We start from the raw sequence: 26,970 nt of genomic DNA, 5'->3' as shown, positions 1-26,970 counted from the left end.
TGGTGGACGCCTACACCGCCGCCGGTGTCGACCCCGCCGAGGTGGACTACCTGGAGGCGCACGGCACCGGCACCGAACTGGGCGACCCCGTCGAGGTGTCGGGCATGCGCGCGGCGTTCGCGGAACTCGCCCGGCGGCGCGACGCACCGCTGCCCGCCGGGCCGTACTGCGGCATCGGCTCCGTCAAGTCGAACATCGGCCACCTGGAGACCGCGGCAGGCATGGCCGGACTGTTCAAGGTCGTGCTGGCCATGCGGCACGAACTGCTCCCCGGCAACCTGCACTACACGGAGCAGAATCCGTATCTGGAGCTGGACGGCGGACCGTTCCGGGTGCTCGACGCACCGACACCGTGGCCGCGCCGGGCCGGGCGGCCGCGGATCGCCGGACTCAGCTCGTTCGGCGTGGGCGGCGCCAACGCGCATCTCGTCCTCGAGGAACCGGCCGGGCGCCACGCACCCGCACCCGACCCCACCGGACCGCTGGCGTTCCCGCTGTCGGCGCGTACCGTGGGCGCGCTGGCCGGCCGGGCCCGGGCGCTCGCCGCATACCTGGAGCGCCCCGACGCCGCGGACGTGCGGCTCCTCGACGTCGCGCACACCCTGCTGACCGGACGCGAGGAGATGGCCGAGCGCGCCGTCGCCGTGGCCGGGGACCGCGCGGAGCTGATCGGGGCGCTGCGCGCCCTCGCCGACGGCGAGGAACGCGCGGGCCTGGTACGGGGCCGCGCCCGCAAGCGCGGCAGGCGGGCGGCGGAAACCGGCACGGCCGCACCCTCGGACCCCGCCGCCGGCACCCTGCTCGACCGCGCCCGCCGCTGGGTCCACGCCGGCCCGGCCGACCTGACCTGTGCGGAAGGGGGACAGCGCGTGCCGCTGCCCACATATCCGTTCGAGCGCGTCCGGCACTGGGCGGGCGCCGCGGCACCCGCGCCGGGAACGCCGCGTCCGGCGGCGCCGCACCCCGCGCCGCTGCACCCGACCCTGCTGGACGCGGAGGTCTCCACCGCGGACGGCCGGGCCTACGAGAAGCACCTGCGGCCGGACGCCTTCTACCTCGCCGACCACCAGGTCGGGGGAGAGCCCGTGCTGCCGGGCGTCGTCCACCTGGAGCTGGGCCGGCTGGCGGGCGAACTCTCCGGCCGGGGACCCGTGCACACCATCGGCGGCCTGGTGTGGGGCCGCCCCGTGCGCCCGGGTCCGGACGGGCTGCGGCTGCGGGTCCGGCTGGACGAGAGCGCGGCGGACGAAGGGGGCGTCCCGTTCGAGGTCGTCTCCGCCGCGGACGGAGACGGGGACGCACCCGACGGCGGCACGGTGCGGCACGCAGGCGGTGTGCTGCGCCCCGGTGACCCGGCGCCGCACGACGGGCTGGACGTGGCCGCCGTGCGGGCCCGCTGCGACACCGTGCGCACCCGTCAGGAGTGCTACGACCGGGTCGCGGCGCTCGGGTTCGACTACGGGCCGAGCCTGCGCGCGGTCCAGGAGGTGCGGCACTCCGCCGACGAGGCGCTGGCCACGCTGGAGCTGCCCGCGCCCCGCCGTACCGACACCGCCGCCTACCGCTTCGAGCCCGCGCTCCTGGACGGCGCGCTCCAGGTCGTCGGCTGGATCGTGGACACCGTGGCGGCCCGCGCCGAGGACGGGCGCCCGGTGCCCTATCTGCCCTTCTCCGTGGAGGAGATACGGCTGCTGGACGCGCTGCCCGACCGCTGCCTGGTGCACGCCGTCCGGAAGCGCTCGGCCGCCGGAGTGCAGGTGTTCGACCTCACGCTGACCGACGAGGGCGGCCGGGTGGTGTGCCGGGTCGACGGCTTCGCGCTGCGCGCCCGCACCTCCGGTGCCGACCGTGCCGCCGACGCCGGCCGGGTCTCCGGCGGCAGCCGGGCCTCCGACAGCGGTGCCGAGGCGCCGCACGCGTTCGTCCCCGTCTGGACGCACGCCGCCGAGGAGCCCGCGCCGGCCCCGGGCACCGTGGTCTTCCTCGGCGAGGCTCCCGCCGGGCTCGCCGCCGCCGCGGCCCCGGCCGAGGTGGTCACCCGCCGTCCCGGCGAACCCGTCGCCGCACTGGTGGCGCGGCTGGCCCACGCACCCGCGCCGCTCACCCTGGTGCAGACCCCGCCCGGCCGTGCCGAACTGGAGGACGCGCTGGACGACGGCTTCCACCTGGCCCGGGAGACGGCCGCCGCCTGGGTCGCCGCGCGCCGCGGGAGTGCCCGCTGGCTGTACCTGTACGACAGCACCGCCGACCATCCCGAACTCCATGGCGCCATGGCCGGCTTCGCCCGCTCGCTGGGCTGGGAACACCCGGACCTGGAGATGCGCGTCGTCGGCCACGCGGGTCTGGACCCCGCGGCCGTGCTGAGCGGCGAGCTGACCCAGGCCGGGCCCGCCGAGGTCCTGGTGGAGCCCGGGGCGCGGCTGGTCCGCGGCTGGGAGCGCACCGAACTCCCGGAGGGCCCCGGGGCGCTCACCGGCGGGCCGGGCGTGCACCTGGTCACCGGCGGTACCGGCGCTCTCGGACTGGCCTTCGCCGCCCGGCTGGCCGAACGGGACCCGGCGGCCACCGTGCTGCTGGCCGGACGGACCGCACCCGAGCCCGCCGTACTCGAACGGCTGCGCGGCACCGGCGCCGACATCCGGTTCGTCCGCGCCGACCTCGCCACCCGCGACGGTGTCCGCAGCGCGGTCGAGCAGGCCCGCGAGGCGGGCGAGCTGGTGGGCGTCGCCCATCTGGCCGGCACCCTGCAGGACTCCTTCCTGCTGCGGAAGACCCGCGCCGAGGCCGACGCCGTGCTGCGGCCCAAGGTGCTGGGCGCCGCCTGGCTGGACCAGGCCACCCGGCACGACCCGCTGCGCTACTTCCTGGCCTACTCCTCGACCGCCGCCGCGTTCGGCAACGTCGGCCAGGCCGACCACGCCACCGCCAGCGGCTACCTGGACCGGCTCGCGGCCCGCCGTGCCGCACGTGCCGCGGCCGGTGAGCGGTCCGGAACGAGCCTGTCGGTGCAGTGGCCGCTGTGGACCGACGGCGGAGTGCCGGCCGACCCCGCCGTGGTCAGCGCCATGGCCGACCGGTTCGGCATGCGCCCGGTCCGCACGGGGCCCGCGATGGCGGCCCTGGAGCGGGCCCTGGCCGGTGCGTCGCCGTCCGTCCTGCTGGCACCCGGCGACGCCGACCGGATCGCCACCGCCCTCGGCGGCACCGCGGCGCCGCGCCCCGGGGCGGAGCACCCGGCTCGTGCGGCCGGAGGCGGCCGCACGAGCGCAGGGGCGACCGCGCACGCGGCGGTCCCCGCGGCCGCAGCCGCGGACCGTGCCGTCTCCGTGGCGACAGGGACCGCCGGGGCCGCGCAGTCCGCGGCCGGGTCCGGCGATCTGCGGGCACGGGCCCGTGCGTTCCTCGCCGGGCTGCTGGCCGAGCAGCTCCGGATGCCCGCGGACGACATCGATCCGGAGGAGGACTTCGACAGCTACGGGGTCGACTCGCTGATCGTGATGAGCGCCACCACCGCCCTGGAGAAACACTTCGGGCCGCTGTCCAAGACGCTGTTCTTCGAGTACGTCACCCTGGGCGAGCTGGCCGACCACTTCGCCGCGGAGCACGCGGGCGCACTGGCCGCGGCCCTCGGCGACGACCGGGCAGCACAGGCCCCCGCGGCCTCGGCGATCCCCGCGGCCACGGCGGTCCCGAACCCGCCTGCCGCCACGGTGGATTCCGCCGTGCCCACCGTCCCGGCGGATTCCGCCGTGCCCACCGCGGCGGCCCCGGCCCCGGCCGCCGACCCGGCGCCGCACCCGGCGCGCCCGGACGAGGACATCGCGATCATCGGGGTGGCCGGGCGCTATCCGCAGGCCGAGGACCTGTGGGAGTTCTGGGAGAACCTGCGCGCGGGCCGCGACTGCGTCGAGGACGTGCCCGCCGACCGCTGGGACCACGACCGCTGGTACGACCCCGAGCCCGGTACGCCGGGCCGCACCGCGACCCGCACCGGCGGATTCCTGCGCGACATCGACAAGTTCGACCCGATGTTCTTCCGGATGTCCCCGGTCGAGGCCCGGCACCTCGACCCGCAGGAGCGGATCTTCCTGGAGACCGTCTGGCATCTGCTGGAGGACGCCGGCCGCACCCGCGCCGACCTGGCGGCCGTCCGCACCGGGGTGTTCGTCGGCATGATGTACGGCCACTACCAGCTCTACGGCGTGGACGCGGCGCTGCACCGCGGGGGAGCCGCCACCTCCTCCTCGTACGCCGCGGTGGCCAACCGCGTCTCCTACTTCTACGGACTCGACGGGCCGAGCATCGCGGTGGACACCATGTGCTCGTCGTCGCTCGCCTCCATCCACCTCGGCTGCCAGGCCATCCGCACCGGGGACTGCGATGTCGCCATCGCGGGCGGGGTCAACATCACCAGCCACCCGGTGAAGTACCTCCAACTCTCCCGCAGCGGATTCCTCGCGCCCTCCGGCGCCTGCCGCAGCTTCGGCGACGGCGGCGACGGCTTCGTCCCGGCGGACGGAGCCGGAGCCGTGCTGCTCAAGCGGCTGTCCGCGGCGGAGGCCGACGGGGACCGGATCCTGGCCGTCGTCCGCGGCTCGGCGGTCAACCACGGCGGCGCGAGCAAGGGCTACAGCGTGCCCAACCCGCGCGCACAGGGCACGCTCGTCTCCGAGGCGCTGGCCAGGGCCGGGGTACGCCCCTCCGAACTCGACTACCTGGAGGCGCACGGCACCGGTACCTCGCTCGGCGACCCCATCGAGATCAACGGGCTGTCCCGGGCCTTCGCGGACGACGCCGCGGCCGCGGCGCGTACCCTCCCGATCGGTTCGGTCAAGTCCAACATCGGGCACGCCGAGTCGGCCGCCGGTATCGCCGCGGTCACCAAGGTGCTGCTCCAGCTCCGGCACCGCACCCTGGTGCCCTCGCTGCACTCCGATCCGCCGAACCCCGACATCGACTTCGCGGGCACTCCGTTCCGGGTGCAGCGCGAACTGGCCGCCTGGCCCGCGCGCACCGGACCGGACGGCCGGGACCTGCCCCGGCTCGCCGGGATCAGCGCGTTCGGCGCGGGCGGCAGCAACGCCCATCTCGTCCTCCAGGAGTACCTGCCGGCCGAGCGCCCCGCACCCGAGCAGCGCCCGCCGTACCGGGCGGTGCTCTCGGCCCGGAGCGCGGAGCGGCTGACCGAGTCCGCGCGCAGGCTGGCCGACTTCCTCGACACGACCGGCCGCGGGACCGCCCCGGCTGCGCTGGCGTACACGCTGCAGGTCGGCCGGGAGCACCTGCCGCACCGGCTCACCGCCGAGTTCAACGACACCGCCGCGCTGGTGCGGGCCCTGCGCGGCCACCTCGACGGCTCGCACCCGCTGGCCGCGGGCGTGGCGGACCGCAAGCGCGCGGCCGAGACCGACCCCGCCGCCTGGGTGCACGGCGCCGCGGTGGACTGGCGGGCCGCCTGGGGCGCCCGTCCGCCCGCACCGGTCCCGCTGCCGGGCTACCCGTTCGAGCGGGACCGCTGCTGGCTGCCGGAGGCCGCCGAGGACCTGGCGGGCCCGCGGCACACCGCTGGACCCGAGCACGCCGCGTCCGCGGAGCCCGGGTCGGCGGACGCCGCGTCCGCACCGCCCCGTTCCGCGGCATCCGGGTCCGCCGGGTCCGCCGGGTACGAGCCGATCGCGTCCGCCTCCGGCGGGACCGCAGGGACACCCGCCGAGGAGGACGACCGGTCCGGCGGGGTGCTGCGCGGGGAGACCGTGCTGTCCATGGACACGCCCTACATCGCCGGGCACCGCGTCGACGGCCGGGCGCTGATGCCCGCGCTCGGGTACGTGGACCTCATCCACGAGGTGTTCGCCGCGCACGGACACCCCGCGGGCACGCTGCGGATGTCCGACCTGACGGCGCTCCGCCCGCTGGAGGTCACCGACGCCCGCCCGGTGCGGCTGACCGTCGAGGGCGTCCCCGGGGGAGACGGCCGCCGCTGGAGCGTCACCGTGGCCGACGGAAGCGGCACGTACGCCACTGCCGAACTGGCCGTGGAGACAGCGGCACTCACCGGGACACTCGACGTGCCGGCGGCGCGGGCGGCGGCTACCCGGCGGCTGCCGTTGGCCGAGGTCTACGCCGCCGACGAGAGCGCGGGCCAGGTCTACACCGGTGCCGCGCGCGCCGAGGGCGAGGTCTGGGAGTGCCCGGGTGCACTGGTCGCCGAACTCCTCGCGCCCCGCGTGGACGGGCGGGACCGGGGCCCCGGGGCTCCGGCCTTCGACCCGGCGCTGCTGCTGGCCGGCGCCGTGGCACCGGGCCTGCTGATGACCGACGGGCCCGGCCCCTACCTGCCGGTGCACGTGGCCTCGTTCCGCGCCGCCGGACCGCTGCCCGCGCGCTGCTTCGCCCGGGTCGACACCGCAGCCGTGCGCCGCGGTCCGGAGCTGGTCACGCTCGACGTGCAGCTCTTCGACGCGCTCGGCCGCCAGGTCGCGGAGCTCAGCGGGCTGTCCAGCAAGCTGGTCGACCGTGCGGACCGGCGCCCGGCGCCCCCTGCCGCACCGGACGCGCCCGCGTCCGCGAGCGCCGACGAGGCGCTGCTGCGCGGGGTGTTCGCGGCCCGGCTCGGCCGCGAGCCCGAGTCCCTCGACGTCCGGTCCGGATACTTCGACCTCGGCATCGAGTCGGCTCAGGTCCTCGAACTCGTCGCCGCCGTCGGGGAACTCGTCGGCGAGAGCCAGCCGCCGACCCTGCTGTTCGAGTACACGACCGTCCGCGCCCTCGCGGCACACCTCGCGCCCCGCTACCCGCACGTGTTCGACGGGGCGGCCCCCCGCACCTCCGCCGCGGACGCGGCCGCCGCCCGCGCGCTCACGGCACCCGGCACCGACGTACCGGAGGCGTCCGGCTCCGCGGCCCGCGACTGGGCGGACGGGCTGACGCCCGACGACGCCGACCGGTGGGTGGCCCGCGAAGTACTGGTGAAGCTGCGGGAACTCGGCCTGTTCGCGGACGGGCCCGAACCCAGGGCCGGGCTGGCCGCCCGGTACGCGGTGGTCGAGAAGTACCACCGGTGGCTGGAGGAGGCGCTGCGGCTGCTGGCGGCCGCCGGGTTCACCGACGACGCCGACTCGGTCGCCCTGCGGGACGCCGGCCGCCGCGCCGCCGACCCGGCGGCCGACCCGGAGTGGGCGCACCTGCGGTCCCGGCTGGCGGCCGACCCGTACTGGCAGGCGCAGCTCGGGCTCGTCGAGGACTGCGTCGCCGAACTGCCCGCCGTCCTCACCGGAGTCCGGCCGGTCACCGAGATCCTCTTCCCCGGCGGTTCGCTGGACCGGATGACGGCCGCCTACCAGGGCAACGCCATCGCCGACGGACTGAACCGGACCGTCGCCGAGACCGTCGCCGCGTTCGTCCGGGACAGCGCGGACCCGGTGCGGATCGCCGAGATCGGCGCCGGGACCGGCGGGACGACCGCGGTCGTGCTGCCCGAACTGGACGCCGTCGGCGGACCGGCCGAGTACTGGTTCACCGACCTGTCACCGGCGTTCCTGAGCAAGGCCGAGGACCGGTTCGGCCCCGGCCGCGACTACCTGCGCTACGGCCGTTGGAACGTGGCGGAGCCGGGCGCGGGGGAGAAGCTGGCGGGCGGCCGGTTCGACGTCGTCGTCGCCTCGAACGTGCTGCACGCCACGGGCGACCTGCGCACCGTCGCGGCCAATCTGGCCGGGGCGCTGCGGCCCGGCGGACTGCTGGTGATCAACGAGGTGACCCGCAAGTCCGCGCTGCTCACCCTGACCTTCGGACTCCTCGACGGGTGGTGGCTCTACCAGGACGAGGAGCTGCGCATCCCGGGCGCGCCGCTGCTGACCGCGGACGGCTGGCAGCGGCTGCTGCACGAGCACGGGTTCGGCGGCATCGCCCGGCCCACGGCGCGCGACGAGGCGTTCGCCGAGGTCGTCGTGGCGAGGGCGGGGACGGCCGAGGAGTCCCCGGTGCGGCTGCTGACCGAGGACTGGCAGCCCGCCCCCGTACCGGCGCCCGGCCCGGCCGCCGGCGATGCGGGCCGGATCACCGTGCTGACCACCCCCGGCACCGCGGCGCTGGCCGACCACCTGCTGCGGGAACTGCCCGGCGCCACCGCGCTGGACGTGACCGCGCTGGACGTGGCCGGGCTCGCCGGCGCCGAGCCCGCTGCGGACACCGTCGTCGACCTGACCGGCTGCGCCCCGGACGGCGACCACCTGGAGATCTGGCTGCCGTGGCTGCAGCGCGCCTGCGCCGGTGCGCGCCGCGTGCTCGGCGTCACCCGCGGCCCCGGCAGGTCCGGTCCGCACGCCTCCCGGGTGGCCGGGCTGTACGGCATGCTCGGGCACGAGCTGCGCCGGCTGCACGCCACCCATCTCGACCTCGATCCGGCCGAATCGGACGCGGCAGCCGCCGCCCGCGTGCCGGCCGAACTGACGGCCGCCGAGGGCCGGGGCCGGGTGCGGTACCGCGGCGGCGACCGGCAGACCCCGGTGCTGCGCGAGCACACCGCGCCCGGTACCCCGGCGACACCGGTCTTCGGCCGGGACGAGGTGCTGCTGGTGACCGGCGGCACCCGGGGCGTGGGCCTGGCCGCCGCCCGGCACGCGGTGACCGCCTGGGGCGTGCGCGACCTGCTGCTGGTCGGCCGCGAGGAACTCCCGGACCGGGCCCGGTGGGCCGAGCGGGCCCGGCAGGACGACGCGCTCGGCCGCAAGCTGCGCGGGCTGCTCGATCTCGCCGCGACCGGTGCCCGGATCCGGACCGCCGCCGTGGCGCTGGGCGAACCGGGCGCCGAGGCGGCGCTGGCCGCGCTGCTGCGCGAGTGCGGCCCGGTCGGCGGTGTGCTGCACGCCGCCGGCACGGTGGACGAGGACACCCTCTCCTTCGCCCGCAAGACCCCGGCGAGCGCCCGCCGGGTGCTGGCGCCCAAGGCCGAGGGCGCCGAGGCGGTGCTGGGCGCGGTCGCCGGGCACCCGGTCCGGTTCGTCGTGCTGTTCTCCTCGGTGGCCTCCGCGCTGCCCGCGCTGGCCGTGGGCCAGAGCGACTACGCCATGGCCAACACCCACCTCGACGACCTCGCCCGGAGGGGCGCGGCGGTGCCGGTGGTCAGCGTGCAGTGGCCCAGCTGGGACGGGATCGGCATGGGCGCGGCGGGCACCGGGCCCGCCTACCGGGCCGCCGGACTGGCACCGCTGCCCCCGCAGGACGGTCTGCGGGTGCTCGACCTGGTGGTCTCCGGCGGTACGGGACCGGTGGTACTGCCCGTGGTCCCGGCCGACGACCGTCCGCTCGACCACCTGGGCACGGTGCCCGGAAAGGAGCCCGGCACCGCCTCCGGACCCTCCGGGACGGCGACCTCCGGGACGGCGACACCGTCCGCGGTCCCGGCCGCGGGCGCACCGCACCCGGCGTCCGCGACCGCCCGCACCGCAGAGGCCCGGCAGCCGGACGGCCCGGACCGGTCCGCCGCCGCCGGATGGCTGCTCGATCTGATCGCCGAGCAGTTGGAGTTCGACCGCGACCGGCTCGACCCCGACACGCCCGTCCACGACTACGGCACGGACTCGATCACGCTGGTCGAGCTCACCCGCACCGCCTCCACGCGGCTCGGGGTCGAACTGGACCCCTCCGTGCTGATCGAGCACCCGACCGCGAGCGAGTTCGCCACCTGGCTGACGGAGCACCACCCGGAGACCGCACGCACCGCGTTCGGTCCGGCCGCGTCCGAGGCGGCCGCCGGGTCGGAGGCGACCGCCGCGACCGGTCCCGTCCCCGTCCCGGACGGCGGATCGCAGGCCGTCGTGCCGGGGAGGGGAACCCCGGTGGCCGCGGACCTCTCGGGGACATCCGACGGCCCGGCCGCCGAGGACGGGGCACGGGACGGCGACCTGGCCGTGATCGGACTGTCCTGCCGGTTCCCCGGCGCCTCCGACCCGGAGGCGTACTGGCGGCTGCTGGCCGAGGGCCGGTCGGCCATCGCGCGGGTGCCCGAGGACCGCTGGCCCGGCGAGGGCGGCGGCTTCCACGCGGGGCTGCTGGCCGACGCCGACCGCGAACTGGACCCCGGGTACTTCCGCATCGGGGACGCCGACGCCGCGGCCATGGATCCGCAGTCCCTGCTGCTCCTGGAAGAGACGCTGTTCGCCTGGTGCGCGGCCGGATACCGGCCCGAGGAGCTCAAGGGCCGGGAGATCGGCGTCTACATCGGCGGCCGCACCGCGCGGCTGCCCGCCCGCGAGACGGTGCTGGCCAGCCGGAACCCGGTGGTGCTGGGGCAGAACTACCTGGCCGCCAACCTCTCCCGCCACTTCGACCTGCGCGGGCCCAGCGTCGTGGTGGACACCGCGTGCTCGTCGGCGCTGGTGGCGCTCAACCTGGCCGCCCAGGCGCTGCGTGCCGGGGAGGCCGAGGCGGCGGTGGTCGGCGGCGTCACCCTCATCGAGGGAGCCGCCGCACACCAGGTCTTCGAGCAGCGCGGACTGCTCACCGCCGAACCGGAGTTCCACGCCTTCGACCGGCGGGCCGGCGGGTTCGTCCCCGCCGAGGGCGCGGGCGTCGTGGTGGTGAAGCCACTGGCCGCGGCCCGCGCGGACGGCGACCGGATCATGGCCGTCGTCAAGGGGATCGCCGTCAACAACGACGGCCGCACCGCCGGTCCGGCCACCCCGAACCTGGCGACCCAGCAGCAGGTCCTCTCCCGCGCCCTGGCCGCCAGCGGCCACCGCCCCGAGGAGATCGGCTATCTGGAGGCCAACGCCTCGGGCTCACCGGTGACCGACCTGATCGAACTCAAGGCCGTCCGGGAGGTGTACCGCTCCGGATCCACGGCCGAGTGCGCGTTGGGCTCGGTCAAGCCCAACATCGGCCACCCCCAGTGCGCCGAGGGCATCGCCGGATTCATCAAGGTCGCGCTGATGCTGGAGCGCGGGCGGCGGGTGCCGTACCTGAGCGGGCAGCAGCCGCCCGAGCACTTCGACCTCGCCGCCTCGCCGTTCCGCTTCGACCGCGGACAGGCGCCGTGGCCGGGGCCGCGGGTCGCCGCGCTCAACAGCTTCGGCGACGGCGGCACCAACGCGCACGTGATCATGGCCGCCTGGACCGGGGACCGGGGCAGCCGCACCCCGCTGCCCCGGCCCGCCCTGGACCGGCGCCGTGTGGAGTCGACCGGGACGCCGGTGGGCCCGGCACCGGAGCCGGCGGCTGCCGCCCCGCGGCGGACTGCCGAACCCCCCGCCGGAACCACCGCCGCGCCGCAGCGGGCCGAGCCGGTGGCCGTGATCGGCATGGCGGGGCGCTACCCGGGCGCGGCCGACCTCGACGGGTTCTGGACCAACCTGCTCGGCGGTGTGGACAGTGTCGTCGAGGTGCCGGGCGACCGGTGGGACCACCGCGAGTTCGCCCATCTGCGCAGCGCCTCCGGCCGCCCGCTCTCCTCCTGGGGCGGCTTCCTGGACGACGTGGACGCCTTCGACGCGGCGCTGTTCCGCATCTCCGCGGCCGAGGCCGCCGTGCTGGACCCGCAGGAGCGGCTGTTCCTGCAGATTTGCTGGGCGGCGATCGAGGACGCCGGGCACACCCCGCAGTCGCTGTGCCCGCCGACCGGTCCCGGCGGCCGCCGCCGCGGCGGAGTGTTCGCCGGGGTGATGCACAAGGACTATCCGCTGCTGGGCGTCGAGCACGCCGCGCGCGGCGGCGATCCGGTGCCGCTGGGGCTGAGCCAGGGCCAGATCGCCAACCGGGTGTCGTTCTTCTGCGACTTCCACGGTCCCAGCGTCGCCGTGGACACCCTGTGCTCCTCCTCGCTGACCGCCGTGCACATGGCCGTGCGCAGCCTGCGGGACGGGGAGTGCGCGGTGGCGGTGGCCGGCGGCGTGAACCTGTCCCTGCACCCGGCCAAGTACGTCGGCTACGGGCTGGTCAACATGCACTCCACCGACGGCCGCTGCCGTTCCTTCGGAGAGGGGGGCGACGGCTACGTCTCCGCCGAGGGAGTGGGCGCCGTCGTCCTCAAACCGCTCTCGGCGGCCGAACGCGACGGCGACCACATCTACGCGGTCGTCCGCGGCAGCGCCGTCAACCACGGCGGCGCCGCAGGCGGGTTCAGCGTGCCCAGCCCGCCCGCGCAGGCCGCGGTGCTCACCGAGGCGCTGGCGGACGCGGACACCGACCCGGCCACCATCGGGGTGCTGGAGGCCCACGGCACCGGCACCTCGCTCGGCGACCCGATCGAACTGCGCGCCCTGGCGACCGCCTTCGGGGACGCGGCGAAGCCCGAGTCGTGCGCGCTGGGTTCGGTGAAGTCCAACATCGGCCACGCGGAGGGCGCGGCGGGCATCTCCGGGCTCACCAAGGCGGTGCTGCAGCTCCACCACCGCACGCTGGCGCCGACCCTGCACGCCGACCCGGCCAATCCGCTGCTGGAGCTGGACAGTTCCCCGTTCCGTATCCAGTACGCCGCCCAGGAGTGGACGGTGCCCGACGGCGGGCCGCGGCGCGCCGGGGTCAGCTCCTTCGGTGCGACCGGCGCCAACGCGCACGTGGTCCTGGAGGAGTACACCGGCCCGCCGGAGGCCGCGGCGGCCACCGCGGCCCCGGGGCCCGTGGTGGTGCCGCTGTCGGCCCGCACGGTGCCGGCGCTGCGGGCGGTCGCCGCGCGGCTGCTGGACCGGCTGCGCGGCGGCGCCGCCGACTCGGCCCGCGAGGTCACCGCCCGGCTCGCCCGGGTGCTGGGCACCGACCCGGCCGACCTCGACCCCCGGCAGCCGTGGCACGAGTACGGCATCACGGCCGCCGAGGTCACCCAGGTCGCCCGGTCGCTGGCCGAGCTGCTGCCCTCGGGCCGACCGCCCCGGCTCACCGCCGGGCACACCGTCGCCGAGGCCGCCGCCCTGGTGCCGGCGGGCGCCGGGAACCTCGCGCTCGCCGACGTGGCCCACACCCTGCAGCACGGCCGGGTGGAACTGGCCGAGCGGGCCGCGTTCGCCGTGCCCGACCTGGCCGGGCTCGTCCGGGCCCTCGGCGACTTCCTCGCCGACGACGCGGTGCGGGTGCACGGCACGGAGGCGGCGCTGCGCCCGCCGGCCGAACGGTGGGTGGAGGGTGCCGCCGTCGACTGGACGGACCGGCCGGGCGCCGCACGCGGCCGCCGGGTCAGCCTGCCCGGCTACCCCTTCGCGCAGGACCGCTACTGGTTCACCGACCACTCCGCCGCGCCCGCACCGGACCGTTCCGGCGGCGCGGGGACCGACGGCCGCGACGGTGGGCACGGCAACGGTGTGCACGGCGCCGACGGCCGCGGTGCGGAGGGCTCCGGCGCCGACACCCCGGGCGCCGACCGGCCCGCCGCGAACGCGGGTGCCCCGGAGGGGGCCGTACCCGGCTCCGCCGGGCAGCCGCAGGAGCCGGAAGGTGCACAGGGCCAGGGCCAGGGCCAGGGGCAGGGGCAGGACGCGGTGAGCGCGGGTGCCGCGCTCACCGCGCCGTCCCGGGGCATGCTGCGGGTGCCGAGCTGGGAAGTCCGCTCACCGGCAGCCGATCCGGCCGCAGCCGGGGGCCGGGTACTGGTCGTCGAGTCCGGGGCCGGTGCCCTGGCCGAGGCCGTCGGCGCCCACCACCGCGCGGCCGGGGCCACCGTGGTGCCGGTGACGACGGGTGCGAGTACCGTCGGCACGGGTTCGCTGCGCACGGTTTCGCCCGGCGACCCCGACGCCTTCCGCACGGTCCTCGCCGACGTCGGCCCGGTGGACCGGGTGCATTTCGTCGTCGGCGCCGAGGACCCGCACGCCCGGGTCGACGCGGACGTCCAACTGCTCGCCCTGCGGCTGCTGCGGGCCCTGTCCGAGCAGCACGGCGGCGAGCGGATCGACTGCCATCTGACCACCCACGACACCCACGGCACGGACGGCCGCGCGGCCAACGCCACCGGCGCCGGACTGACCGGGCTCGCCTACTTCCTGGCCCAGCAGCGCCGCCGGTACGCGGTGCGCAACGTCGACGTCTCCGCGCAGGAGACCGATCTGCCCGCGCTGGCCGCTGCGCTGATCGCCGAACCGGCCAGCCCGGCGGGCGAACTGACGCTGCTGCGCGAGGGCAGGCGCTACCGGCAGCGGTTCGACGAGGTCGAGCCGCCCGGTGGCGAGCCGGGGCTGCGGACGGGCGGTGCGTACCTGGTGATCGGCGGTGCGGGCGTGGTCGGCCAGGCCGTCACCCGGCACCTGCACGAGCACTACGGAGCCCGGGTCGCCTGGGTGGGCCGCAGGCCCGGCGACGACGCGGCGGTCCGCGCGGCGCTCGACGCCGCGACCGTCGGGGACCGTGCCCCCGCGTACCTCCGCGCCGATGTGACGGACCCCGAGCAGGTGCGGTCCGCGGTCACCGAGGCCAAGGAGGCACTGGGGGCCCTGCACGGTGTCGTGTTCGCGGGCGCTTCGACCATCACCGAGCAGGCCCGGGAGGTGACCGCGCTCGACGACGCCGAGTTCCGCCACCACTACGAGGTGAAGGCCCGGGGCGCCGTGCATGTGGCGGGCGCGCTGGTGGACGAGCCGCTGGACTTCCTGTGCTTCTTCTCCTCGGCGCAGGCGTTCGCGTTCGGCGGCGCCGGAACGCACCCGGCGTACGCGGCGGGCATCACGTTCGCGGACGCGTTCGCGCGGGCCATCGCCGTGGCGGCACCGTTCCCGGTCGGGGTGCTCAACTGGGGTGCCTGGGCCTCCTCGTTCGGCGAGGCGGCCGCCGAGCACCCCGGGGTCGGCTTCCTCAGCGACGAGGAGGGCGCGGCCTGCTTCGACGCGGCCGTGCGGCTGCTGACCTCGGGCGGTGCCACCCAGACCGTCGGCCTGCGCCCCGGCGGCGCAGCACCGGCGCGCGGCCCGCGGTCCGCGCAGGCCGGGGCGCCCCGGCCCGCGGAGGCCGGGCCCGCGGAGTCCGCGCGATCCGCGGAACCCGCGACCGCACCCGTGCCGGAGTCCGCGACCGCACCCGTGCCCGAGCCGGAGCCCGCAACCGCACCCGTGCCCGAGCCCGGCCCCGTACCCGAGCCCCTGCCTCCGCGGACGCCGCCGGAGTCCGCCCAGCCGGGGCCGACGGCCGCAGGCGAGGGGCAGGGCCGGGAACAGGGCCGGGAGCAGGAGCCGTCCGCGGAAGGGGCCGACCGGGACCGGATCAGGTCGCTGACCACTCAGCGGCTCGCCCGGGCACTGCGCGTGCCGCCCGAAGAGCTGTCGTCCCGCCGCGCGTTCGCGGAACTCGGCGTCGACTCGATCACCGGGATGTCCTTCGTCTCCGAGCTCGGCGAGGAGCTGGGCCTCGAGCTGGACGCCGCGCTCCTCTACGACCACACCACCATCGACCGGTTGACCGACCATCTCACCGATCTTGTCGACAACGCCTCCGGAGGGCAGCGATGACGAGTACCGAGTTCCGATCCGTCGTGGATCGCTACCTCACCGCCGGCCCGGCCGCCGCAACGGAGCCGCCGCCCGCCCCGACCTCCGCACTGGACATCGCGGTGGTCGGGATGGCGGGCAGGTTCCCCGGGGCCGACGACGTCCGCACGTTCTGGGAGAACCTGGCCGCGGGGCGCAAGAGCGTCGGCGAACTGCCCACGGAGATCCTCGGCGAGGGCGCCCGGGGCTACCGCTGGGGCGGGGTGATCGCCGACCGGGACTGCTTCGACCCGGAGTTCTTCGGGATCGACCCGCGCGAGGCCGACTCCATGAACCTGCACCAGCGGCTGCTGCTGCAGGAGGCGTGGCACGCCGTCGAGGACGCGGGCATCGACCCGTTCTCGCTGTACGGCTCCGACACCGGGATGTTCGTGGGCGCCGAGCCGGCCGGATATCTGCACGAGTCGTTCACCGGCGCCTCCGACGCGCTGGTCGCGGCCCGGCTGTCCTACTTCCTCGACTGGCACGGCCCGGCGCTGGTCGTCAACACCGCCTGTTCCTCGTCCGTCGTCGCCATCCACATGGCCTGCCGCAGTCTGCTGGCCGGCGACTGCGGGATGGCACTGGCGGGCGGCGCCAACGTGGGCCTGGACCAGAGTTCGCTGAACCTGCTCGCGGACATGGGGGTGCTCTCGCCGTCCGGTGAGTGCCGCACCTTCGACAACTCCGCCAACGGCACCGTGTTCGCCGAGGGGGTGGCGGTGCTGGTGCTCAAGCGGCTCGCCGACGCCGAAGCGGCGGGCGACGACATCCGCGGCGTCATCCGGGCCACCGGCGTCAACCACGACGGCGCCAGCAACGGCCTCACCGCGCCGAACGGACCGGCCCAGGAGAAGCTGGTCGAGACGGTGTACCGGCGGCACGGCATCGACACCTCCCGGGTCGGCTACGTCGAGGCGCACGGCACCGGCACCGTGCTCGGCGACCCGGTGGAGGCCGGAGCGCTGGCCCGCGCGTTCAGCAGGCAGCAGCCGAACCCGGACGGGTGCGTGCTCGGCAGCGCCAAGGCGAACGTCGGCCACACCGGCGCGGCCGCGGGCGCGATCGGCCTGGTGAAGGTGCTGCTGAGCATGCGCAACGAGCGCTTCCCCGGCATGCCCACCTTCCGCACCCTCAACCCGATGATCAAGCTGGACGGTTCGGGCATCACCATCGACGCCGTCGGCAGGCCGTGGCCCGCGACCCCGGGCGCACCGCGCCTCGCGGCGGTCAACTCCATGGGCCACAGCGGCACCAACGCGCACCTGGTGGTGGAGGAGTACCAGCCCGCGCCGCGTCCGGCGGCCGGGGACCGCGCCCCGGGCCCGGTGGCGGTGCCGCTCTCGGCCCGCGACGGCGAGCGGCTCGGCGCACTGGCCGGAGAACTGGCCGACCATCTCGAACGGGTCTGCGCGACAGGCGCGGAGAGCGGCCAGGACACCCTCCGCCGGCTCATCGCCGACCTGCTGGGAATCGACCCCGGCGGACTGCGCGGCGACCGGAACCTGGAGAGCCACGGCGCCGAGCCCCATCAGCTCGCCCAACTCGCCAACCTGCTGGCGCGCCAGACCGGCCGACAGGTCACGGTCGACACGCTGTACGAGTCGCCGTCCGTGGACAGCCTGGTCGCCTCGCTGGCCCCGGCCGCCCGGCCGGACGAGCGGCAGCCGGTGTGGGCACCGCCGACGCTCGCCGACGTGGCGGTGACCCTCCAGCAGGGGCGCGCGGCGCTGGACGAGCGGGCCGTCGTGGTGGCCGGTTCGGTGTCCGAACTGGTGGCGGCGCTCCGGGCGCTCGCGGCGGGCCGCCCCACCGCGGACACGACCATGGGCCGGGCCCGCACCGGGGCCCCCCGTGCGGCCGACGGCACTCCGGCGGAGCTGGCCGCGGCCTGGTGCCGGGGCGCGGAGGTCTCCTGGCCCGCCACCGACGGGCGGCGCATCTCCCTTCCCGGGTATCCGTTCGCGCGCAATCGCCACGGCAGGGACCGGCTGGCCCCCCGCCCCGCTGCTGGAGCCGCCGCCGCCCCGGCCGCCCGCCCGCAGCCCGCGGGGCAGCCGGGCCCCGCTCCGCGGCCGGCCGCCGAGCCCCGGATCGCCCCGGCAGCCCCCGCGGCCCCGGCACCCGCGGCCCCGGCACCTGCCGCGACGGTGGCTCCCGCTGCCGCTCCGGTGGCTCCCGCCGAGCCGTCGGCCCCGACGGCCCCGGCACCTGCGACGGTTCCGGCCGCGCCTGCGCGACCCGCCGCTCCGGCCGCCGCTCCGGCCGCTCCCGCGGTGGCGGCGTATGCGCCGGCGGACACCGGGCCGCAGGCCGCTGCCGGGCCCGGTGGGCTGCGTGAGGACGTCGCACTGTGGCTGACCCGGGTGATCGCCGACGAGGTGGGCGTCGACCCGGCGGCCGTCGACCGCTGGGAGCGGTTCGACGCGTTCGGCGTGGACTCGGTGGTCCGGACCCGGGTGAACCAGTACCTCGCCCAGCGGTTCCCGGCCGCGTCCCGGACCCTGCTGTTCGAGTTCCCCACCATCGACGAGGTCGCCGACCTCCTGACCACGGACTTCCCCGCCGACTGCCGGACCGCCCTGCAGGGCGCGGAGCCGGTTCCCGGAGTGCAGCTCTCCGGTGGTGGCGGGGCGGTCGGTGTGGAGCCGGCTGTGGTGCCGTCGGGGGCTGCAGTCGGTGTTCCGGCCTCTGGTGGGGGCGATGTGGTGGGTTGGTTGTCGGGTGTGGTGGGGGAAGAGGCGGGGGTTGCTGCGGGGGAGGTGGATCCGTGGCGTTCGTGGGATGCGTTCGGGATTGATTCGGTGGTGCGTACGCGGGTGAATCACCGGATCGCCGAGGTGTTTCCGGATGCGTCGCGGACGTTGCTGTTCGAGTTCGGCTGTGTGGCCGAGGTGGCCGAGAGCCTGGCGGCGGACTTCCCGGCCGACAGCAGCGCGCTTCCGGGCGCCCCGGCCGGCGTCGCCCCGGCCGCGACCGGCGCGTCGGCACCGTCCGCCGAGCCGATACCCGAGTGGCCCGCCGAACCCACCTGGGCCGCGCCGTTCCCGGCCCGCGAGATCGGGTTCTCGGCCAGCCGGGTGCTCCTCCACCCTGAGGCCGACCCCGACGACACCCAACTGGTGCGCGAGCACCAGGCCGAGCTGCTCGACGTACTGCTCCGCGGCGAAGACCTCGACCGGGCCGACGGCCTGTTCGACTTGCACGGCGCACAGGGCGCTGCCGGACTGCGCCTCGCGGCCCGCCACCGCACCCTGCGGGTGCACATCCGCACCGCCGACCCGGCACAGGCCGAGGCCGCGGCCCGGGCGGCCAAGGAGCACGGCCTCGACACGAGGGTCACCGTCGCGCACACCGATCCCGCCACCGTGCACGAAGTGGCGCTGGGCCTCGAGGGCAGCCACCTGGTCGCCGACAAGGCCGCGCACCTGGCCGGGATCGCCGCCGCGCTGCCGGAAGGCGGCAGGCTGCTGCTGGCCGACTTCCTGGCCGTCGGGAGCGAGCGGACCGACCCGGGGCTGGGCATCCGGCTCCCGACCCCGGAGCAGTGGGCCGACCACCTCGCCGACGCCGGGTTCGTGCTCGACGACGCGGTCGACGCGAGCGCCCGCGTCGGGCACTTCCTCGCCGACTTCGACGTCGACCAGCACACCGCCGGTCTCGACCCCCGGTCCAAGGACCGGTGGCGGTTCCACACCGACCTGGCCGTGCCGCTGGAGCGCGGTACGGCGGCGTATCTGCTGCTGCGGCTGCGCAAGGACACCACGGCCGGACCGGCGGCCGGGCGCGCGGCCAACCGCGCCCGGATCGCCGCGGCCACCCCCTACGCCGAGGCGGTGACCCGTTGATGAGCACGCCGACGACGGAAACGACGGCAACGACCCCGACTGCGGCAGCGACCGAGCAGGGACGGCGTCCGGCCGAGCACGCGCAGCGGCTGCACACCGCGGCCCGGAACGTGCTCGCCGGAGCCGACCCCGGTGCCGGGCTCGCGGTGCAGCGCGGCACGGACGCGCTGACGCTGCTGGCCCGGCGGATGCTGGCCGGTGCCCTCCGGCGGATGGGCGCCTTCACCGCGCCGGGCGAAGGCGGCACGCCGGACGAACTGGCCGCGGCGCTCGGGGTGGTCGACCAGCACCGGCGGCTGTTCGAGGCGCTGCTGGACATCCTCGTCACGGCGGGCACGCTGCGCCGCGAGGGCGAGCGGCTGGTCGCCGCCTATCCGCTGCGCGAGCTCTCCGGCGCCGAGTCGGACGCCATGGTCGCCGGGCTGGTGACCGAGTTCCCCACCGCGGAGCCGACCGTCCGGCTGCTGCGCCGCTGCCTGGACGCCTACCCGGAGGTGCTGACCGGGCGCCGTCCCGCCGCCGAGGTGCTCTTCCCCGACGGCGCCGGAGCCGAGCCGCCCGGCGCCGCTCCGGGCGGCGCCCCGGACGGCGGCGACGTCGTCGCCGCCGTGGCCGCCGAGGCGGCCCGCGCCCGACTGGAGACGGCGACGGCCGCCTCGGTCGTCGAACTGGGTTCCGGCAGCGGTGCGACGGCCGCCCGGACGCTGCCCGCGCTGGCGCCCTTCGGCGACCGGCTGCGCTACGCGTACACCGACCCCTCCACCCGGTTCACCGAGCACGGCAGGCAGCGCTTCGGCTCCGAGTACGGCTTCACCGACTTCACCGTCCACGACGTCGCCGTCGCCGCCGCGACCCCGGAACTGCCCGCCGGGGGCGCCGACGTGCTGCTCGCCGCGAACGTGCTGCACGCCGCCGCCGACCCGGACGCGGCCCTGGCCAACGCCGCGGCGCTGCTCCGCCCCGGGGGCGCGCTGGTGCTGACCGAGGCCGTCTCGGCGCCCGAGCCCTCGATCATGCTCTTCGGGCTGACCGCCGAGTGGTGGCCGCAGCAGGGTGCGGCGCGGGCCCGGCTGCCCCATGCGCCGCTGCTCTCGGCCGACGCCTGGCGGGCCGCGCTGGCCGCGGCCGGGTTCGAGGAGATCCGCGTCCATCCGCTGCCCCCCGGGGTGGACGAGGACGACGCGCCGGAGGCGGTCCTGGTCGCCCTGCGGGGTGCGCCCGCCGCGCCTGCCGCGCCCGCCTCCGGGTCGTCCGCGCCCCTGGCGGCCGCCGCGGCTCCCGCACCGGCAGCGGGCACCGCGCCCACCGCGCCTGCCCCCGCGCCGACCGTGGCGCCCCCGTCCCCGCCGCCCCCGGCCGCGCAAGCGCGTCCCGCACCCGCGCCGCGTCCCGCCGCCGACCCCGGGCCGGCCGAACCGGACACCGCGGGGCCGATCGCGATCGTCGGGCTCAGCGTGCGCTTCCCCGGGGCGCCGGACCTGCGCAGCTACTGGGACCTGGTCACCGCCAACCGCAGCGCCATCGGCGAGATACCGGCCCGGCGCTGGGACTGGCGGCAGTACTACACCCCCGACCCGCAGGGCATGGAGGTCATCAGCAAGAGCCACTCCAGGTGGGGCGGATTCCTGGAGGACTTCGACCAGTTCGACGCCGAGTTCTTCGGGATGTCCGAGCAGGAGGCCCGGAACACCGACCCCCAGCAGCGGATCTTCCTCCAGGAGTGCTGGAAGGCCATGGAGGACGCCGGGTACTGCCCGCACGCCCTCGACGCCAAGGTCCGCAGGGCGACGGGGGTGTTCGCGGGCGCCTCCAAGCTGGGCTTCGACCGGCTCGGCGCGGACCGCGGCGTCGACCTGCCGCGCACCTCGTTCGGCGACATGGTCAACCGCGTCTCCTACCAGCTCGACCTCGGCGGACCGAGCAAGCCGGTGGACACCGCGTGCTCCTCGGCGCTGGTCGCGCTGCACGAGGCCGTGCAGAGCCTGCGCTCCGGCGAATGCGCGATGGCCCTGGTCGGCGGGGTGAACCTGTATCTGCATCCCTCCACCTACGCCGAGCTGGGCGCCGTGAAGATGCTCTCGAACCGGCCGGAGTGCCCGGCCTTCGGGATCGGCGGCAACGGCATCGTGCCCGGTGAGGGCGTCGGCGTCGTGGTGCTCAAGCGGCTGGCCGACGCGCAGCGCGACAACGACCACGTGCGCGCGGTCGTCCGCGGCAGCGCGGTGAACCACAACGGGCGCACCGTCGGCTTCACCAGCCCCAGCCCCAAGCGGCAGGCCGACGTCATCACCGCCGCGCTGCGCCGGGCGGGCGTCGACGGCGGCACGGTGAGCTACCTGGAGACCACCGTCAACGGCACCGAGATCGGCGACGCGGTCGAGATGACCGCGGTCACCCAGGCGTTCGGCGGCCGGGAGGGGGCCTCCGGCCGCTTCCGGCTCGGCTCGGTCAAGCCCAACATCGGCCACGGCGAAGCGTCTTCCGGTATGGCGCAGCTCTCCAAGGTGGTGCTGGCGCTCACCGAGCGCACCCTGCCCCCCACCCGGCTGCCCCAGGAGATCAACCCCGCGATCGACCGCGACAAACTGCCCTTCGAACTGTCGGACCAGCCGGTGCCCTGGGACCCGCCGCAGGTGCACGGGCAGGCCCAGGTGCGGCGGGCCGGGATCACCGGGATCGGTGCGGGCGGTGCCAACGCGCACGTCGTCGTCGAGGAGGCCCCCGAGACCGAGGTCCGGCGGAGCACGGCACCGGCCCTGTTCGTGCTGTCGGCCCGTACCCCGCAGCAGCTCGCCGACTCGGTCGGGAACTGGATCGGCTTCCTGCGCGGCAACCCGGACCTGGACCTGGCGCGGGTCGCCTGGACCAGCCAGGTCGGCCGGGAGCCGATGCGGTTCCGGCTGGCCGTGGTGGCCGAGGACGTGCCGGAGGTCCTGGACGCGCTGGACCGGTGGCGCGCGGGCGACCCCGCCGCCGTGCTGACCGGAGAGGCCAAGCGCCCCGCCTCCGCCGTCCGCGCCGAGCGCGCCAAGGGCAGGCCGCTGCCGGAGCTGGCCCGGGTGTGGGCCGAAGGCGGCATGCTGGCCTGGAGCTCGCTGTATCCGCAGGGCACGCCGCTGCGGCTGGGCGGGCTGCCCACCTACCCCTTCGCCACCACCGGCTACTGGACCGACCCCCCGGCCGCCGCTCCAGCCGCTCCAGCCGCTCCAGCCGCACCGGCCGCGCCTGCCGCGTCCGCAGTGCCGGCCGCCGCCCCGGCTCCGGCACGCCCTGCGCCCTCGGCCCCGGCCCCGGCCCGGGCGGCCACGCCCACGGCCGCACCCTCGGCACCTGCACCGGCACCGGCCGCATCCCGGCCCCCGGCCCCGGCACCGGTCGGCGCGGCAACCCCCGCACCGGCCGCCGCGCAGGGGGACGCCTCCGGGCATCCGCTGCTCGATCTCGCCGGAGCGGTCACCGGCGCGGACGGCACGCTGACCGTCACCGGCAGGGTCTCCCAGGCGGCCCAGCCGTGGCTCGGCGACCATCTCGTCAACGGCCGGGTGCTGCTGGCCGGCACCGCTCTGGTGGACATGGTCGGACGTGCGGGCGAGGCCGTGGACACCGCGCAGATCACGGAGCTGACCCTGCACGCGCCGCTCGACCTGACCGGCGGGCAGGAGACCGCCGTACGGCTCGTGCTCGCGCCCCCGGCGGCGGACGGCACGCGCACCGTCGAGGTGACGTCGCGGCCCGCCGGAGCGGCCGCGAACCGGCCGTGGTCCCGGCACGCCACCGGCACGCTGGCCCCGCTGCGCGGCACACCGGACTTCGACCTCGTCCAGTGGCCGCCGCCGGGAGCCGAGCCGCTTCCCGTCGCGGACTACTACGCCGCCATGGACGCCGCCGGGTACACCTACGGCCCGGCGTTCCGGAGCCTGCGCGCGGTATGGGCGCGCGGCACCGAGGTGTTCGCCGAGGTCGAACTGCCCGCGGCCGAGGCCGCCGAAGCCGGGCGCTACGGAGTGCACCCGGCGCTCCTGGACTCGGCACTGCACGCGATGGGCTTCGGCACCTGGATGGAGGGCGGGGGCGGGCTGCTGCCGTTCGCCTGGACGGGGATGTCGGTCCACAGCCCCGGGGCCGGAGGCCGGGCCCGCGCACGGCTGACCGGAGTCGACGGCTCCGGTGTCGCGCTGCAGCTCGCCGACGGCGACGGGAAGCCCGTCGCACAGCTCGACTGCCTGGTCCTGCGCTCGGCCACCGGCGAGCGCCCCGACCTGGCCCGGGACGCGCTTCTCACCGTCGCATGGGAGCCGCTGCCGCGGGCGGCGGCCCGGGCCGACAGCGGCGGCCCGTCCGCCGCCACCTGGTCGCTGCTCGGCCCCGACCCCTTCGGCATCGGCCAGGTGGTCCGGACCGCCGAACGTGGCGAGTTCGCCGTCCTGTCGCTGCAGGGCCCCGGCGACCTCCCGGTCACCGGCGAGGCGCTCGTGCCCGCCGCGCACGAGGCCACCGGCGCGCTGCTGGACACCGCCCGGGACTGGCTGACCGACCCGGCCAACCGCGGCCGCCGACTGGTCGTGCTGACCCGGGGCGCCATCGCCGTCGACCCGGGGGAGCCGGTCCCCGACCTGGCGAACGCACCCGCCTGGGGCCTGCTGCGGGCGGCGCAGTCCGAGTTCCAGCGCCGGCTCGTGCTGGTCGACCTGGACCGGCACGCACCGGTCGCCGACGTCCCCGCGGCGATCGAGACGGCGCTGGCCGCCGACGAGTTCCACCTCGCGCTGCGCGGCGGCCGGGTGCTGGTGCCGCGGCTGGTGCGGGCCGCCGACGACCCGGGCCTGGAGGTGCCCGGCACCCCGACCTGGCGGCTGGACTCCACGGCGCCCGGCACCCTGGAGAACCTGGCGCTGGTACCCGCCCCGGATGCCGCACGGCCGCTCGCCGCCGGACAGGTACGGGTCGCCGTCCGTGCCGCCGCGCTCAACTTCCGCGACGTGCTCGGGGCGCTCGGCATGTACCCCGGCGACCTGGTGCTCGGCGCCGAGGGCGCCGGTGTGGTCACCGAGGTCGGCCCCGGCGTCACCGGACTGGCCGTCGGCGACCGGGTGTTCGGCCTGCTGCCCGGCGGCATCGGACCGGTCTGCGTGACCGACGCGCGGACCGTGCGGCACATCCCCGCCGGCTGGACCTGGGCGGAGGCCGCCTCCGCACCCGTGGCGTACCTGACCGCCTACTACGGACTGGTCGAGCTGGCCGGACTGCGGGCCGGCGAGTCGGTGCTGGTGCACGCCGCCGCAGGCGGGGTGGGCAGCGCCGCGGTGCGGCTCGCCGACCATCTGGGCGCCGACGTGTTCGCCACGGCGGCACCGGCCAAGCACGCCGAAGTGCGGGCCATGGGCGTGCCCGCCTCGCTGGTCCGCTCCTCGCGCGACACCGGCTACGCCGCCGCGTTCGCGGCCGAGAGCAGCAACCGCGGCGTGGACGTCGTCCTCAACTCGCTGACCGGCGAGCACATCGACGCCTCGCTGCGCCTGCTGCCGCGCGGCGGGCGGTTCGTCGAGATGGGCAAGACCGACATCCGGCCCGCCGGGGACGTCGAGTCGAGCCATCCGGGCGTCCGCTACCAGGCGTTCGACCTCGTCGAGGCGGGACCGGAGCGGATCGGCGCCATGTTCGACGCGCTGCTGCCGCTGTTCGAGCGCGGCGTGCTGCCGCCGCCGACGCGCACCGTGCTCGACGTCCGCCGCGCCCGGGACGCGATGCGCACCATGAGCCGGGGCCGGCACATCGGCCGGATCGTGCTCACCCTCCCCCGTACCTTCGCGCCCGGCGGCACCGTGCTCGTCGCGGGCGGCACCGGCACGCTGGGGTCGGTCATCGCGCGGAACCTGGTCACCGCGCACGGTGTGCGGCACCTGGTGCTCGCCTCCCGCCGGGGCGACTCCGCGCCCGGCGCCCGCGCACTGGCCGCCGAACTCACCGCGCTGGGCGCCGAGGTCCGGCTGGCGCGCTGCGACGCGACCGTCCGGGACCAGGTGGCCGAGGTGCTGGCCGGGATCCCCGCCGACCACCCGCTCACCGGTGTGGTGCAGGCGGTCGGGGCGCTGGACGACGGCATGCTCGCCGGCCAGACCCGCGCCCGGCTCGCGCCCGTGCTGCGGGCCAAGCTGGACGCGGCCGTCGTCCTGGACGAGCTGACCCGCGCGGCCGATCCGGACGTCTTCGTGACGTTCTCCGGCGCCGCCGGGGTGCTCGGCAACCCGGGGCAGTCCAACTACGCGGCGGCCAACGCGTTCCTGGACGCACTGGCCCGGCGCCGCCGCACCGACGGGCTGCCGGGACTCTCCGTCGCGTTCGGACTGTGGGCCAGCGTCAGCGACCTCACCCGGGACCTGCTGGAGGACGAGCGGGCCACCGCCATGATGGTCCGCAGCGGCTTCCGGATGCTCTCCGACCAGGAGGGCGCGGCGCTGTTCGACGCGGCCGTGGCCGGACCGGCGGAGCTGGCCGTGCCGATGCGGCTGGACCTCGCCGCACTGCGGGCCGCCCCCGTGCACCCGGTGCTGCGCAGCCTGGTACGCCAGGACACCGCGGCCCCGGCCGCCGGACCCGCGGCACCCCCCGCCGCCGGTACGGCAACACCCGGGGCTGCCCGGGCTGCCGGGGCTCCGGGTACGGCACCGCCGCAAGGCGCCGACCCGGGCGCCGGCACCGGCCCCGCGGCAGGCGCCTCAGCGGCGGACACCGGTACCGACAGCCCGGCCGCGGCGACCGGTACCGGCGCCCCCGGACCGCTGCTGGAGCAGCTCGCGGGTGCCGCGCCGGACCGGCGCCGCACCCTGCTGCTGGCGCTGGTCGCCCAGGAGGTGGCGGCCGTCCTGCCCGGCTTCGAACCCGAACACATCGAAGCGGACAGCGGATTCGCCGAGCTGGGATTCGACTCGCTGACCGCGGTGGAACTGCGCAACCGGCTCGACCAGGCAACGGGCCTGCGGCTGCCGGTGACCCTGGTCTTCGACCAGGCGACGGCGGGCGCCCTGGCGGAGCACCTGCTGGGGCTGCTGGCCGACCGGATACCCGACACCGCTGCCGCCCCGCACTCCGCCCCGGGCGGAGCCGAGGCGGGCGGGGACTCCTGGGCCGCGCTGCTCGCCCCGGAGAACCTCGCCGCGGTGGGCGCGATCGCCGACGTGGGCGGCGGCGGAGGCGAACAACTCGCCGCGCTCGCCGCGCAGCAGGGCACGGCGGTGCTGCACTCCGTACCCGCGAGCCCCGACGAGGCCCTGCCCGGCACCTACGACCTGGTGGTCGCCCTGGGCCCGCTGGTGACCGTACGCCGCAAGCGGGACCTGCTCGCCCGGATCGACACCGCACTGATCGACGGCGGCCGGATGCTGCTCGCCGACCACGTCGGCACCCTGCGCGGCGACCTCGACGACCGGGCCGCCGGGGTGCTGGTGCCCAGCGTCGACTCGTGGGTGGCGCTGCTGGGCTCGGCCCGCCTGGTCGTCGAGCGGGTCACCGCACCGCCGGCCGTGCTCGACCCGCTGCTGGAGCAGGACGGACTCGCCGAGCCGTCCCGCCGCGGGTGGACCCGCCCGGTGCTGCTGCGGCTGCGCAAGGCGGCGGCGACGGCCGCGGAGGACAGGGACCGGGCCAACCACCGCGCACTGACCGAGTGGGCAGGCGCCTGA

Annotated in this window: 3 protein-coding genes (1 of these 3 cut by a window edge); all 3 read left to right on the top strand. The window is 76.8% G+C overall.

Annotation, left to right across the window (positions count from 1 at the left end; genetic code table 11):
• Tightly spaced (each overlapping or abutting the next), the 3 genes in view from BMX65_RS32205 to BMX65_RS20905 form a layout consistent with a single transcriptional unit that may run on beyond the window.
• Positions 1-15,425, top strand: the 3' portion of a protein-coding gene (locus tag BMX65_RS32205; protein ID WP_075001888.1) for a non-ribosomal peptide synthetase. It extends 9,604 nt beyond the left edge of the window; only the last 15,425 of its 25,029 coding nucleotides appear in the window; its start codon lies off the left edge, out of view; it ends in the stop codon at positions 15,423-15,425.
• Positions 15,422-19,291: a beta-ketoacyl synthase N-terminal-like domain-containing protein gene (locus BMX65_RS20910; protein ID WP_075001887.1), complete on the top strand. Its 3,870-nt coding sequence runs from the start codon at positions 15,422-15,424 to the stop codon at positions 19,289-19,291. Before BMX65_RS32205 ends, BMX65_RS20910 begins: the two co-directional genes overlap by 4 nt.
• Positions 19,291-26,970: an SDR family NAD(P)-dependent oxidoreductase gene (locus BMX65_RS20905; RefSeq protein ID WP_075001886.1), complete on the top strand. Its 7,680-nt coding sequence runs from the start codon at positions 19,291-19,293 to the stop codon at positions 26,968-26,970. Before BMX65_RS20910 ends, BMX65_RS20905 begins: the two co-directional genes overlap by 1 nt.

The organism is Streptomyces qinglanensis, from assembly GCF_900111245.1.
GTDB classification, from domain to species: Bacteria; Actinomycetota; Actinomycetes; order Streptomycetales; family Streptomycetaceae; genus Streptomyces; species Streptomyces qinglanensis.
The sequence above is the reverse complement of the archived record's forward strand: the minus strand, read 5'-3'. Positions and strand labels throughout refer to the sequence as shown.

What these genes read in the sequence shown, in the direction of transcription:
- BMX65_RS20910 (WP_075001887.1), top strand. Translation starts at nt 15,422, where the DNA reads ATGACGAGTACCGAGTTCCGATCCGTCGTGGATCGCTACCTCACCGCC.
- BMX65_RS20905 (WP_075001886.1), top strand. Translation starts at nt 19,291, where the DNA reads ATGAGCACGCCGACGACGGAAACGACGGCAACGACCCCGACTGCGGCA.